The following is a 14,275-nucleotide window of genomic DNA, read 5'->3' as shown; positions in this document are numbered from 1 at the left end:
CTTGAGAAATTAAACACATCAATCATTGCTTCAATTACAGGTTGGGGTTTTATTCTTGATGCTTTATTTGTATCAGGTTTTTCGTGAATTGGTATTAGCTATTGCTGACCTGTTTATCAATTGGCTGCATAGCAAAGGTCTATAGGTAAAGGGGACTCTTTACTGGGTATTAGGGATTGGAGTAGACAGTCCAAATCAAAAAATTATGATGGTTGCTCATTATCCAATCCTGTATGAGCAAGTGACTTCATTGAATCAAGAATCTCAGTCACAAAGCGTGCTGAGAGTGTCAAAAATGCAATGTTATGAAGCACAAGGGATAGACTCGGAACCCTCTATTAGTGTCTGTATCTAAAACTAATGGCGTAGGCATCGCACTTGTAGTTTCAACTGTATAAACAATTTATTACTATAGATAGATACTTTTTTGTTATCTATTAAAGAGAAATTTTACTACCAAGAAATAAAGGCTCAAAAAACAACTAAATTAGTATTTATAAAAATTAAGTGAGAAAACCCTACTTATCTGATTGGTTTTCTGTACCATATATCTAAGTTTAGCTGGATACAATCAAAATGTAGCTTAAGTAATGCTGTTTTAGAGAAAATTTACACAGCATTAGCAGGAGAGCAAACATATGACAAATCAATTGAAAACGGCTGCTTTGCTAGCTGCGCTAAGTGGTCTTTTAATCGCAATTAGTTACTGGGTAATTGGCGGTACTAGTGGCTTGATAATAGGAATAGCTTTAGCAGCAGTAACAAATCTATTTTCGTGGTATCAATCAAATAAGATTGCGCTGGCAGTATACCAGGCCCAGCCTGTGAGTGAAAGGGAAGCACCAGGACTTTATCGGATGGTGCAGAGATTAAGCGATCGCGCTAACATTCCCATGCCCAAAGTTTACATTGTTCCTAGCCAAGGTGCTAATGCCTTCGCTACAGGGCGCGATCCAGAAAACGCTGCTGTGGCTGTTACTGAAGGCATTTTGAATATATTGCCAGAGGATGAACTCGAAGGCGTTATCGCCCACGAACTCACCCACATTATCAATCGTGACACCCTCACACAAGCTGTTGCTGCTACTGTTGCTGGTGCTATCTCATTCCTAGCCCAAATAGTTAGTTACAGCCTATGGTTTGGTGGTGGTTCACGAGATGACAACAGAGGTGCAAATCCAATGGGAGTTTTGTTAACAGTAATGCTTGCACCGGTGGCTGCGACCAAAAGTAAGCTTTGCAATTAAGGATGTTTTAACTATGAATGCTAACAACATCGAATCCTTTGAACCCACACTAATTGAATCTACCGAATCCATAGTAATTGTAGAAATTAGTTCTCAAACCGACGAATTAGTATAAACCGAAATGGCTGGTGAAAGTGATGAGGTGAAGCGCGAAACCAAAGCGCTGATTGAGGCGCTAAAAAGACGCGTTCAAGCTGAGTCAGCAGGTACTCTCACGCGTGAAACCTATTTGAAAGCTGTGCGTCAAGCACAGGAATTAATTGAAGGGAGGAAATTGATAGAACGCGATCGCTTAGAAAACTCTTGGGCGGTAATTCAGGACGAAGCCGAGAGAAACTGGCACTTGATGATGAAAGACTTAGTAGATTTCAGCTTTCGCCTGCAAAAGGCGGCTATTGCTGCTTGGGAAGCTTTCAATAACCCTTACTCTCGTTAAATAGGGTGATGCGGATCTAGAGACAAATGTGAGGTAGTTAAAAGGGTGGCTAGAAACCGCATGCCAGTCGCCTACGGCGGGAAACCCGCCTACAGCGCTGGATTCACCGCAACGCAGTGGCTCCCCAACCTACACAGTTTAAGGTTTTTGGCGTTAACCCAAGCGGATTGCCCCATGAGCAACTGGCGAACGAATTCCGTTCCCCCTGGCTCTAAGTACAGCATTTCATTAGATTCGTAGCGAATTAAATTTGGCAATACCCTACAATGCGAATGCGTCGGCTGACAATGCGAATGCGTCGGCTTACCATGCCAATATGTCAGCTGACAATGCGAATGCGTCGGCTTACCATGCCAATATGTCAGCTGACAATGCGAATGCGTCGGCTTACAATGCCAATGTGTCAGCTGACAATGCGAATGCGTCGGCTTACAATGCCAATGTGTCAGCTGACAATGCGAATGGTCGGCTGACAATGCGAATGCGTCAGCTGACAATGCCAATGTGTCGGCTGACAATGCGAATGCGTTCCCTGCATTAAAAACGCTACGCTTTTATGCAAAACTGTACTAAATTGACACCCATGATATCTGTGTGCCTTTATAGTATATTGCTATTAGCCAGCGATTTGAATTGCAGGCGGATCACCTTACAGCAATTTTCAGGTAAATAGACCACGCCCTACGGGCACAGCATCGCTCATTAGTGTCAATTTAACGTGAAAGCCTAGTCTGATCAGAAGAGTGAAAATTTTTCGATCTACCACCTAGATTTTGATCCCCCCTAACCCCCCTTAAAAAGGGGGGAACTAAAATCGAGTGCCCCCAATTCATTGGGGGTTAGGGGATCTAAAAGAACGGAAAATTGAGTGTTTGGGCTTAAGTTGACACGTATGAGCAATGCTGTGCCCCTACAACAGATGTGGTTCAAATAAATTAAAACTGCTGTAAACTCAGAAGATTTGAAATCTAGCGGCAATCGGTTGCTACACTCTTCAAGCAACTTTGGCGTACCGGGTAAACTAGCGATCGCTACTTGAAAGCAGGGGCTTGCGCTCAATGATTTTCGGTGACGGATAAGATAAAGAAGTAACATAGCTCTTCACACAATTAGCAATGACTTCAACCCTGCGGAAATTTCCTCGTCTTAATACCCCAACCCTGCATCAGTTGCCCAATGGTTTGACAATCATCGCGGAGCAGATGCCAGTTGAAGTTGTAAACCTCAACGTATGGATTAAAGTTGGTTCAGCGGTAGAATCTAATGCCATTAACGGCATGGCTCACTTTTTAGAGCATATGATTTTTAAAGGAACAGAACGACTGGCTAGCGGCGAGTTTGAACGGCGAATTGAAGAACGGGGTGCTGTTACCAATGCTGCTACTAGCCAAGACTATACTCATTACTATATAACTACTGCGCCCAAAGATTTTGCCGAGCTGGCTCCATTACAAATAGATGTAGTATCCAACGCTAGTATTCCTGATGATGCTTTTGAACGTGAGCGATTAGTAGTTTTAGAAGAAATTAGGCGTTCGGAGGATAATCCCCAGCGGCGGACATTTCGACGGGCAATGGAGACAGCGTTTACCGAGCTACCTTATCGCCGGGCGGTATTGGGGCCAGAATCGGTGATTGCCGAACTTAAACCCCAGCAGATGCGGGATTTTCATGCTAGTTGGTATCAACCCCAGTCAATTACTGCTGTAGCTGTGGGCAATTTGCCTGTGGAAGAATTAATTGCAACTGTTGCAGAAGGATTTACAAAAGTCACTAAAACTCAGTACTCCCCACTCCCCACTCCCCACTTCCCACTCAGCACTGAGTCACCATTTACAGAAATTGTCCGTCAAGAATTTATAGATGAAAGTCTCCAGCAAGCAAGGCTAGTAATGGTTTGGCGGGTTCCAGGAATGACCCAGTTAGATCGCACCTATGGATTGGATGTTTTAGCAGGAATTTTGGGACACGGACGGACATCAAGACTGGTAAGGGATTTACGAGAAGAACGGGGATTGGTTTCTTCAATTTCTGTGAGCAACATGAGCAATCAGCTACAAGGGACATTTTATATTTCAGCTAAATGTGCAGTAGAAAATTTAGCTGAAGTAGAAGATGCGATCGCTCAACACATTCGCAAAGTCCAAACTGAGTTGGTCACAGACTCAGAAATTGCCCGTGTGCAGCGGCGAGTAGCTAACAGATTTGTTTTTGGCAATGAAACACCAAGCGATCGCGCTGGGTTGTATGGTTATTATCAATCTTTGGTGGGAGATTTAGAACCCGCCTTTAACTACCCAGCGATCATTCAGAGCCAAGATACAACTGACTTGATCCAAGCTGCCAAAGAGTATCTTTCCCCAAATGCTTATGGTGTAGTTGTCGTCAAACCGTAAATGAGAAAATAGGGGATTGGGCATTGGGAAGAGAAAAGGAAAACAAAAAGAGAAGTCTGAGCGCCGGTTTTTGGCGCTCAGAACTTCAAAGAGATGGGTAGGACTGTTTGATTTCCTAAAAGGCTCTGATTTTCAAGCGTCTAAGTCAAAAAATCAGGTGATTAAAAAATCTGATTGGACAATAAAATGGCGATCGCCATACTTGCTCTCAAAAGGCAGTATATAAATACCACTTTATACTCTGTTTATCAAAAAGCTTTAAATATAATCACTAGTTGACAAAAGTAATCTTGTCCCAAATATCACGAATGCTTTTAGCATAAACCCCTCAATTTTTCGTTTGAAGGGAATTTTATTGCTTAAGTGACCCGAAGCGATCGCCCAAATGTATAACTTATTTACGGTTTCTTAGCGGCAATTGCTTTAATCTCTTGAGATGACAGTACCCGTTTATCAAGTCGGACAAAGCCTATTTGACCCTTAAAAAAGCCTGGCCAACCCGGATTATCTGAGCGTCTCCCAATGACTGTGTCGCACTTCCGACTCGCTATAAATAGATGAGGCTTCCGTGTTTCTGTACTACTTTAGGTGACAAAGCAAACGCAATCCGAACCACACTTCCTGAAACTAAGGTAGTTTTATTGACTCTCCACCTTTTGCCTTGGATTGCATATGAAGTAAATCACAATTAGTTTGTATCAAGCTAATAACCATTTACTTCATATGTTACGGCTCACAAGTTTTATGCAGAGCCTGCCAATTCTTTATAAAAGTTCATAAGAAAATCCTCCTTGATAATTTGACAGCGCAGTATCTGTTGAGTTATCATTTCCGACTCATAAGTTTTTCGCAGAAGACACCCTTTGTTTACAAAAGTTTACCCACTCCCTACTGACCAATTTAATGATGTGGACTCAAATCGATGCTCATATTAGCCAGGTGACTGGCGAAAAATTTCAGAGTCAGCAACGGCGATCGGTTAGTGGCGGCTGCATCAATCAAGGTTATGCTGTTTCCAATAGTGAGATAACCTATTTCGTCAAGATTAACCAAGCATCCCAAGTTGCGATGTTTGAGGCTGAGGCATTGGGTTTAAAAGAAATGCTAGCAACAGCTAGTATTCGCGTCCCAAAACCTCTAAGCTGGGGTGTAGCTGGTAATTCTAGCTATATCGTACTGGAATGGTTAGAACTTACTAGCGGTAACAGCAATTTGTGGGAAGAGATGGGGCGCAAGTTAGCGGCGATGCATAAAGCTAGCAGTAGCCAAGGTTTTGGTTGGAAAATTAACAATACCATTGGTTCAACGCCCCAAATCAATACTTGGACAGCAGACTGGGCAGAATTTTATATTAAACATCGCCTGGGTTATCAATTTCAGTTGGCAAGGCGACAGGGAGGAAATTTCCCTCAGCAAGAAAAATTACTAGCAGCTATCCCTGAACTATTGGCGGCTCACCAGGTGCAACCTTCTTTAGTACATGGTGATTTATGGGGCGGAAATGCTGGGTGTACAGCCTCAGGAGAACCTGTGATTTTTGATCCAGCAACTTATTTTGGCGATCGCGAAGTTGATATTGCCATGACAGAATTGTTTGGTGGGTTCCCCGCAGCGTTTTACAAAGGTTACAACGAAGTCTTTCTTTTAGACCCAGGCTATGAACAGAGAAAAACGCTCTATAATCTGTATCACATTTTGAATCACTTCAATTTATTTGGGGGCGGTTATGGTTCCCAGGCGAACCGGATGATTGACCAGATTTTGCGCTAAGTACAACATTTCATTAATTCGTAGCGAATTAAATTTGGCAATACCCTGCAATGCCAATGTGTCGGGATGCATTGTTAATGCGTTGTCCTTTTATCCCTCTTCTGTCACTCTCCGGGAGGGGAATTTCTAAAAGCTTTATCAGTCAATCAATACAAGCTATCCTATTACAAAAACTTGGTTATTGTATTTGTTATTAGGAAAAAATCTTGTGATTGCTTCGTATACAAAAGCTCTAGAATTCAGAAATGGCAAAAGTTTTCGGAGAGTGACAGAAGAGGGTTATAACCCGCAACTTGCGTTAACAAGTAACTCAAAAGGAATTTTGCGACTAGCTAACAGTGATAACGCCGATCGCACATACTTCAGTGTATTATGAAACACGCCTTTGATGGTAAGTTCGCTGTAGTGTAGCCATTCTGTGTTGACGGTAATACTTGTATCCCGTGGACATCCACCGAATAAGTTGACTGTTGCACCAGGACGGATCTTTAAGCGGACATAATGTAAAACCGTGTCCTATTTGGAGCGAATAAGACACGGTTTCACAGAAGTATGTTAGTTATAATATTACAAAAATCAAAGTAAAATTTGATTTATACTAAAGTAATCCATTTACTGAGAGTTGTTTCCTAGTTCATTAACTTTCTCTGTTGTGGGAAAAATTTGGCGATCGTAATTTGTCCTTTCCTGAGTCAAGGCGATCGCACTAAAGAAAATGGCACTTCCTACAGCCAAGGCTACCATAGGACGCTTCAGCAAGACAAAATCTCTGATAATTCTAGCTAAAGGTCGGCTTTGACGACGTAGCGCCGAAGAAATCATCAATTGTCTCCAAGTAAACGGATCACGAACATAATGACCGCTTTGGCAAACTACTAGCCGTTCCTGGCAATAGGGACAGCAAAACAAGCCCATGCGCGTTTTAACTAGTTTTGGTGTAGCATTTCTTTGGCAAATTGGGCAAGTAACATAATGATTATCAAAGGTGTGTATATTCATTTACCTCGTCCGCCTAGTCCATTTACTCGCTCTATAACAATAGTTATATTGAATGCCGATCAATACTTAGCAGACTTCCAAGTATGGTCTGACATCAGGCATAAATCATACATACATTGTATTACTACAAAGGATGGCTCAATGGTCGTAACACGAGTATAGCTAGATTTAGGCAAGGATGACTTCTAGTTAATGTTTGCGAGTGTATCCACCCAGCCTGCAAAAACTCTGTTGTCTTTAGAAAGCAATAGCGTTGACGCCCACTCGCACCCCACTAGCCCTCGTTGACCCTCAAATAATAATTGTCTCCCATTTAACCATTCTCCCCACAAAAATTTTGCACAATGACATTTTTTGCTAAAGCTTTATAAATCAAGCAAATAAAGTCTACTTGTCTGGTTGCTAAATAATGGCTCACAATGAGAAGTAACAGATAAAATTTAAATTTTTTCTTACATTTACCGCGCCTCTGAATGACTCTCTTGCCTCCCACTCAGCTGAGGAAGGTAACGGAACAACCTGCCTTTCCTACACCTTCCGCTCGTTTAGCTCACCTAATTAATCGTTTTCAACCATCCCCAGAAACCGTTGTGCTGTTTTTAGCCATGCTCATTGGCGGTGGTACTGGTATGGGTGTAGTCACCTTTCACTATTTAATCCAGCTGATTCACCAGCTGATGCTGGAAAATTTAATGGGTCAAATCGGCATCTGGGGTGCTTGGACTTTAGCCTGCGTTCCTACCCTTGGCGGCTTAATCGTTGGCTTGATGCGCTGGCGCACTCAAGACTTTGGCCCTGAACTTTCATCTCTGATCGCCGCCTCTCAAGGAACAGAGATTAAGCGACCATTACGACCAGTTACGAAGATGCTGGCCGCATCTGTTTCTTTGGGAAGCGGTGCTTCTTTGGGACCAGAAGGGCCGAGTGTAGAAATTGGCGCAAATTTTGGGATGTTGTTGTCTGTGATTCTGAATGTATCTCAAGAACGACAACGTTTGCTGTTGGGTGCTGGCGCGGCAGCTGGACTCGCTGCTGGATTTAATGCTCCTATAGCTGGAGTCTTTTTTGCCCTAGAGGTGGTAATGGGAGCGACATCTTTCGCTACTTCTGCTGTAAGTGTGGTGCTGCTAGCGGCGGTGGTAGCAGCATTAATTGCCCAAATTGGTTTGGGGACACAACCTGCTTTTGATTTACCTGCTTACCAAGTCCGCAGTCCTTTGGAATTACCCCTTTATCTTGGCTTGGGTTTAGGGGCCAGCCTAGTTTCTCTAACTTATACAGAATCAATTCGGGTAGCAAAAGCCTGCTTTGCTGGTAAGGTTCCAGGTTTTGCCTTTTTAGGACGAATTCCTGAGCCGATTCATCCAATTATTGGCGGTGTGATGATTGGCGCAGTTGCTTTGCACTTCCCACAAATTCTGGGCGTCGGTTATGAAACTGTAGAAGCGATGCTTCAGGATGTGGAGTTTCCACTCTACTTGTTGGTGGTGCTGTTGGTGGTGAAGCTATTGATGACTGCAATTAGTACAGGTAGTGGTTTCATTGGCGGTTTGTTTGCACCAGCAATGTTTTTAGGTGCTTCTTTTGGATCAGCTTACGCCAAAATTTTGGCTGTGGCATTCCCGGCAATTTGCGATCAGATGGCGGCTCCCCCAGCTTACGCAATGGTAGGAATGGCGGCAGTGCTGGCTGCTAGTGTCAGAGCGCCGTTAACGGCTATTTTAATGCTGTTTGAATTAACCCGCGACTATCGCATTGTTTTACCGTTGATGGCAGCTGTGGGTTTGAGTGTTTGGCTAGTGGAAAGGATTAAACCAACTTTTAACTCTAACTCTAACCTACAACAAATTGGTCTTTCTGAATTGAAAGATGAAAAAGCGGAAATTGTAGAGCAAATTTTGGTAGAAGATGCTATGTATCCTTGTCCAAAAAAGCTATCTGCAACCCTTGGAGTCTTAGATGCAGCTGTGGAAATGACACGCGATCGCGCCCGGAGTGCTTTAGTAATTGATGAAACAGAGCAATTAGTTGGTATACTTTCTCTGGAAGATATTAACCGTGCCCTTGCTCTTTGGCAAACTTACCCAAATTCGCTAACTGAAATTCCAGATAATTTATCCAGCCAAACCCTCATAGACATTTGTACTACTGAAATCCTCTACGCATGGCAGGATGAACTATTATCTGAGGCTTTAGACCGCATGACTCTTCGAGGTTTGCATCAATTACCAGTGGTAGCACGAGACAAACCCGATCGCATTTTGGGTTTACTAGAAAGAGAGCAAATTGCATTCACCTGCAATTTAGCAGTTACGCGCAAGGCACTTCGCCACTATTTACCAGTCTTACCCACCACAGATATAGTTATTAATAATTAGTCAAAGGTCTATCAATTTTGGATTTTGGATTTTAGATTTTGGATTTGCGATAGCGTTAGCAAGTTTTGTCTGCGACACGCTGTTCGCGTTCGCTTAGAGCCAGTCAGATACTACGCACAGTCGCTCTAAACGTACCCCTTCTCCTTCTCCTTACGGAGAGGCTGCGCCAACAAAGACGCTAACGCGAACGGGGAAGCAAGCTACGTGTAGCGTCTTAGCGTCTCTAAGAGTTGCCATGCCGCAGGCTTTACGCTGCGCTATCCTTGCGTCTTTTAAGTTCATGCCGGACTAACGTCTTGCTACGCGCTTTCACCTCTTGTAGGTGACACAAATCCAAAATTCAAAATCTTCAAGCCCCATCCGTTTATTGGTGGGGTCAATCCAAAATCTCAAATCGTTCGACTGAGCGTAGCCGTTCGCGTAGCGTTCCGCAGGAAAGTCTAAAATCTGTTGACTTTGGACTCTTGACTATATTATTAAGCTGTGGCTTCTATGGCTTCATCATCTTCCCGATCTTCTGGATCTACCTGTCTCAGACGAATGTGCTTTTTGCCTAAAGTGATCAGAAACTCATCTCCTGGTTTAAGATTCATCTGTTTTGTATAAGCTGAACCTATAAGTAAGTTACCATTCGATTGCACACTAATTCTATAGCTAGCACTACGTCCACCACGCCCATTAGCACTGGGTGTACTGTCCAACTGAATGCCTTCGGCATCAATTAGGGCATTTAAGAACTTCATCATATTGACGCGCTCTATACCGTTTTTGGTAACGGTATAGTAGCCACACTTTTTGGCTTTGTCTTCTTTGCTCTCGCTCTCTAGCTCTTTAACTTTTTTGAGCAGTTCATCACCGAGTAGGGGTTCAATTTTTTTCTGTTTAGGCATCAACTTAGGTCGAAAACGAATGTTTGAAGTGTTTGAATCGATTTTATTTTAGCTGACGTTGAGCTAATAGGAACATAATCCTTTAGTTTTTATCTCAACCTAGCCAAGTATATTACACTCATAGGCACAATTGTTATGTGATTAACAATATTGCTAAGACAATCTATTTTAGAGAATGCTGGCAATGCTGATAACTATATATATACTTTGTGAATCACTGCTAGACTAGACAAATTTTAAGTTTTCTAAACTAATGCTCAAAAGGTTGTTAATAAGCTTTAGATGATAACTGAGTCACAAAATGATAAGTAAAACTGATCCCTGGTCAAGAGTCAAGGGTCAATATTTGGACTCTGGACTATTGACTAAACAACAAAGCTTGCCAAAATGAAACTAACTACCAGAGGACACTATAGTGTGAAGGCGTTGCTAGATTTGAGTTTACAGCCAAGATATGGCCCTGTATCTGTCAGAGCGATCGCCAAACGCCAAGATATCCCAGCTCCTTACCTCGAAAAACTACTAATAGAAATGCGTCGTGCATCTTTAGTGAAATCAATTCGTGGTAGCATCGGCGGATACCAATTGGCAAGAGAGCCTGCACAAATATCTATAGGACAAATTTTAGAAGCAGTTGGCGAGACTAGCCATTTACCCCATCACACCCCAGCCCCTGCACAAGCTGAAGATTGGGTAACATTTAGCCTCTGGCAGAGACTCAACCAAAAGCTCAAAGAAGCTTTGTACAGTATTACTCTGGCAGACCTGTATTACGATGCTCGTAGCTGGCAAGCTTCCCTTGGGGAAGAAGCTAGTTTTGTGGTTTAGTTAATCAATTTTGGATTTTGGATTTTAGATTTTGGATTGACCCCAACCACATTAGCGTAGTGGGACGTTCGCGTTAGCGTCTCGCTACAGAAGTACTGGTACTGGGCTGCTGATAGCGCAGCGTTAGCGTTAGCGACGTAGGAGCGTCGGATTTTGGATTTGTTCTGCCCACGCTTGGACGGGACAGAAACCAAAAAAATCTAAAATCCAAAATTGGTTGACCCTTGACTCGTGACTTATGACTAATAGCATCTATATCTTAATAATTGCCGCACTTTTAGATTACTTAATTGGCGATCCTTGGGATTGGCCACATCCAGTGCAAGTTATGGGGTGGGTAATTTCTCGCCTGACCACATTTTCTCTCCAATTGTGTCAAAATTCTCTAACACAACGCCTAGCTGGAATTGTACTAGGTATTATCCTAATAATTGGTAGCAGTCTTGTTGGCTTTTTGATTATTCAAAGTGCCAGATGGGTTCATCCGTTGTTGGGAATTGCAATAGATAGTATTCTTTTGGCTAGTTGCTTTGCTGGCAGAAGTTTGCGAGCAGCAGCGGTGGCTGTTTTACAACCTTTAACAACAGGAGATTTGGAGAAGGCTCGTAAGATTTTAAGTAATTACGTTGGTCGAGATACACAAAACCTCTCACAAGCAGAAATTTCACGAGCCATTTTAGAAACGGTTGCAGAAAATGCCACCGATGGGGTAATGGCTCCGCTTTTTTATGCAATTGTTGGTGTCTTTGTGCCAGTTGTGGGGCCAACTCCCTTAGCTTTAGCATACAAAGCCAGCAGTACACTTGATTCAATGGTGGGCTACCGAGAAGCACCCTATACTTATTTGGGATGGTTCTGTGCGCGGTTGGAAGATTGTTTGACTTGGCTACCTTGTCGGTTAACAGTCGTGACTCTGGCGCTGTTATCAGGTAAACCGATGCATGTTTGGCGAATTTGTCGTCGGGATGCAATTAACGATCCTAGTCCCAATTCTGGCTGGAGTGAGTGCGCCTATGCTGCTTTTTTGGGTGTGCAGATGGGGGGTATAAATTGCTATCACGGGGTAGCTAAATACAAACCACTGCTAGGAGATCCTATTTATCCCATTACTGCAACTTCTATTCAGAATGCTTTGCAGCTGACTCGATACTGTTTTTTGCTATGGTTAGGGATAGTGATCGCTATATTCTTAATACTCATAAATAGGTAATGATAAATATAAAGTTAGGAGTTAGGAGTTAGGAGTAAAGAATAAAAACTCCTAACTCTTAACTCATCACTCCTAACTTATCACTCGCTATGTCTGCCAAAGTAGTTGAAATTCTCTCATCAGAAGAAATCCGTCGGACCTTGACTCGCCTTGCCTCTCAAATTGTGGAAAGGACGCGTGATTTGTCTCAACTGGTGCTTCTTGGTATTTATACCAGAGGTGCATTATTAGCCGAATTGTTGGCGCGTCAAATTGAGACGCTGGAAGGTGTAACCGTGTCAGTCGGCGCTTTGGACATTACATTTTATCGAGATGACCTCGACAAAATTGGATTGCGGACTCCAACGAAAAGTGAAATTCCTTTTGACCTTACGGGGAAAACGGTTGTACTTGTGGATGATGTGATTTTCAAAGGACGGACGATTCGCGCTGCTTTAAACGCAGTCAACGAATACGGTAGACCAGAGGTAATTCGTTTGGCTGTGTTAGTAGACAGGGGCCATCGAGAATTACCAATTCACCCAGATTTTATTGGCAAGAAGTTGCCTACTGCTAAAGAAGAAATTGTCAAAGTTTACTTACAAAATTCTGATGGACGAGATGCAGTGGAATTACTTGGAGATTAGTCATTAAGACTTACACAAGAACTCTGTGAAACTCTTATTTCTCCGTGTCACGCCAGTTGCTACCCTACGGGAACGCTAAGAGCGTAGCTTGCTTCCCCGGAGGGGTAACAAGTCTCTTAACCGCAGACGCTCGCAGGCTCGCTACCGCTGCGCTATCACCCTTGGCGTCTCCCCTTCTCCCAAAGGGAGAGGCTAACGCCAAGGGAGAAGGGCGTACTGGCTTCTCTGCGGACTCTGCGGTAGCCTGCGGCAAGCCGCTTCTCTACGTTCGCGCAGCGTGTCGCAGACAGACGCTACGCGTAGCTTGCTTCTCCGTAGGAGTATGCGTCTACGATTTTCCGTTACCTGTGCGTAAGTCCTGGTCATTAGTCATTAAAAGAGGGATATAGCGCTTTTGGTTTGGGTTCCAAGTTCTCTGCTGAAAAACTTAGCTACGATCGCTACACTAACAGTAAAACATGGGCCAATCAGCAGTTATTGTCTCCGTGTCTCCGTGTCCCCCACTCTCCCACTCTCCCACTCCATCACCGCAAAATTGGACTGCCGTGATGATGAACTAAATACCACTTCCCGCCGAGAAATTGAAATATATTTGTAGCTGTTGATTGTGCTTCAAGTCTTCTCCCACCTACAACTTGGAACACATTTTCTCTCAGCACAACATAAGCAATATTATCAGTTACATCCGTAGCAATTATATCTGTGTTGATTTCGATGTAAGCTGTGTTTTTAAATATCTGCTCCCAAGAGGTGCGAATCTCCTTCCAACCTCGCAGTATATTACTTCCAGGATGAATACAAAAACTACCAGTCCCTTGTGACCATACTGCACTCATTGTCTCAATATCTTTTCTTTCAAAAGCTCGATAAAAAGCTGCATTAGCCGCTAAGACTTCATCCTTCGTCATGGGTCATCAAATATTAAAACTTAAAAGTGGGAGTTATGAGTCACTAAATTATAACTCTCAAGTTTGAAAAATTATTAACAGTTGGCTTTAATATATGCTGGATCGAAAATAGCATTCCTAAAGTCCGGCAATTTTCATCTTTGGTTCTACATTTTTTAACCGTAATTTTACCCCTTCAATACTACCTAGAATTGCTGTATCTTCTAGCGATGGAATATTACCACCAAGCACAGATCGTATTCTCGCGGTTGTTGCAGATTATTCACCATTGGTCAATATTTTACTTGATATACGCTGTATTTAAAATAGCATTCCTCATTCATAATTGCGCTGTCTTAGCCTGTCTCGACTCAATAAACTTTGTTGCTAAATCGTCGGAATTCGCTATATATATAATAGTAATAAAGTTATCTATGCCTTTAAACCGTTACTCGCTTCTACCACCTGATACCCTGCTTGTATCAATAGCTCACCCAGATGCATCCGCATGAAATCGTCGTCTACAACCAAAATCAGGTTAGTCATTTGAGTTTATACTGGGAGCGATCGCCTTTTTTAGTTTGGTCAAACTCAATACTTTCAACTCA

11 protein-coding genes and 3 pseudogenes are annotated in these 14,275 nt (G+C 42.9%); 10 read left to right on the top strand and 4 right to left on the bottom strand.

Going from position 1 to position 14,275, the window contains the following annotated elements:
• Window positions 1-638: 638 nt before the first annotated feature.
• From V7K48_RS27735 to V7K48_RS27710, 6 genes and pseudogenes are all read left to right on the top strand, one after another.
• A pseudogene (locus V7K48_RS27735) lies at window positions 639-1,226 on the top strand (M48 family metalloprotease); the annotation flags it as partial.
• A 34-nt stretch (window positions 1,227-1,260) separates the two neighbouring features.
• Window positions 1,261-1,683, top strand: a pseudogene (locus V7K48_RS27730) (hypothetical protein).
• 45 nt (window positions 1,684-1,728) lie between these two features.
• Complete coding sequence (locus V7K48_RS27725) at window positions 1,729-1,923, top strand: hypothetical protein (protein WP_335077378.1); 195 nt, start codon at window positions 1,729-1,731, stop codon at window positions 1,921-1,923.
• Window positions 1,924-1,933: 10 nt separating this feature from the next.
• Complete coding sequence (locus V7K48_RS27720; protein WP_335077377.1) at window positions 1,934-2,224, top strand: hypothetical protein; 291 nt, start codon at window positions 1,934-1,936, stop codon at window positions 2,222-2,224.
• 574 nt (window positions 2,225-2,798) lie between these two features.
• A complete protein-coding gene (locus tag V7K48_RS27715; RefSeq protein WP_335077375.1) occupies window positions 2,799-4,079 on the top strand; it encodes a M16 family metallopeptidase in 1,281 nt (426 codons plus the stop codon).
• Between the two features lie 906 nt (window positions 4,080-4,985).
• Window positions 4,986-5,849 carry a fructosamine kinase family protein gene (locus V7K48_RS27710; RefSeq protein WP_335077380.1) on the top strand — a complete coding sequence of 288 codons (864 nt, stop codon included), beginning with the start codon at window positions 4,986-4,988 and terminating at the stop codon, window positions 5,847-5,849.
• 297 nt (window positions 5,850-6,146) lie between these two features.
• Here V7K48_RS27710 and V7K48_RS27705 read toward each other — a convergent pair.
• Together V7K48_RS27705 and V7K48_RS27700 are read right to left on the bottom strand one after the other, a co-directional pair.
• Window positions 6,147-6,332, bottom strand: a pseudogene (locus tag V7K48_RS27705) (dehydrogenase); the annotation flags it as partial.
• 129 nt (window positions 6,333-6,461) lie between these two features.
• On the bottom strand, window positions 6,462-6,848 hold the full coding sequence (locus V7K48_RS27700; RefSeq protein WP_298920869.1) for a hypothetical protein: 387 nt from the start codon (window positions 6,846-6,848) through the stop codon (window positions 6,462-6,464).
• A 473-nt stretch (window positions 6,849-7,321) separates the two neighbouring features.
• Here V7K48_RS27700 and V7K48_RS27695 point away from each other — a divergent pair, with 473 nt between their 5' ends.
• The gene (locus V7K48_RS27695; RefSeq protein WP_335077373.1) at window positions 7,322-9,226 is read left to right on the top strand and encodes a chloride channel protein; all 1,905 of its coding nucleotides are present in this window, start codon (window positions 7,322-7,324) and stop codon (window positions 9,224-9,226) included.
• 476 nt (window positions 9,227-9,702) lie between these two features.
• Here the strand turns inward: V7K48_RS27695 and V7K48_RS27690 are convergent, their stop codons facing one another.
• Window positions 9,703-10,116, bottom strand: a complete 414-nt coding sequence (locus V7K48_RS27690; protein ID WP_334968942.1) for an AbrB family transcriptional regulator — start codon at window positions 10,114-10,116, stop codon at window positions 9,703-9,705.
• Between the two features lie 387 nt (window positions 10,117-10,503).
• Here V7K48_RS27690 and V7K48_RS27685 point away from each other — a divergent pair, with 387 nt between their 5' ends.
• The 3 genes from V7K48_RS27685 to pyrR all read left to right on the top strand — a co-directional run bounded on the left by V7K48_RS27685 (window position 10,504) and on the right by pyrR (window position 12,780).
• The gene (locus tag V7K48_RS27685) at window positions 10,504-10,944 is read left to right on the top strand and encodes an Rrf2 family transcriptional regulator (RefSeq protein ID WP_334949528.1); all 441 of its coding nucleotides are present in this window, start codon (window positions 10,504-10,506) and stop codon (window positions 10,942-10,944) included.
• A gap of 238 nt (window positions 10,945-11,182) precedes the next feature.
• A complete protein-coding gene (cbiB, locus tag V7K48_RS27680) occupies window positions 11,183-12,154 on the top strand; it encodes an adenosylcobinamide-phosphate synthase CbiB (protein WP_335077371.1) in 972 nt (323 codons plus the stop codon).
• A gap of 89 nt (window positions 12,155-12,243) precedes the next feature.
• Window positions 12,244-12,780 (top strand): bifunctional pyr operon transcriptional regulator/uracil phosphoribosyltransferase PyrR, encoded by a 537-nt coding sequence (gene pyrR, locus V7K48_RS27675; RefSeq protein WP_335077369.1) that lies wholly within the window; start codon window positions 12,244-12,246, stop codon window positions 12,778-12,780.
• A 524-nt stretch (window positions 12,781-13,304) separates the two neighbouring features.
• Here the strand turns inward: pyrR and V7K48_RS27670 are convergent.
• A complete protein-coding gene (locus tag V7K48_RS27670; protein ID WP_335077367.1) occupies window positions 13,305-13,688 on the bottom strand; it encodes a nuclear transport factor 2 family protein in 384 nt (127 codons plus the stop codon).
• Window positions 13,689-14,275: the final 587 nt, after the last annotated feature.

Origin of the sequence: Nostoc sp., assembly GCF_036919615.1 — a bacterium.
Lineage (GTDB): Bacteria > Cyanobacteriota > Cyanobacteriia > Cyanobacteriales > Nostocaceae > Nostoc.
The sequence above is the reverse complement of the archived record's forward strand: the minus strand, read 5'-3'. Positions and strand labels throughout refer to the sequence as shown.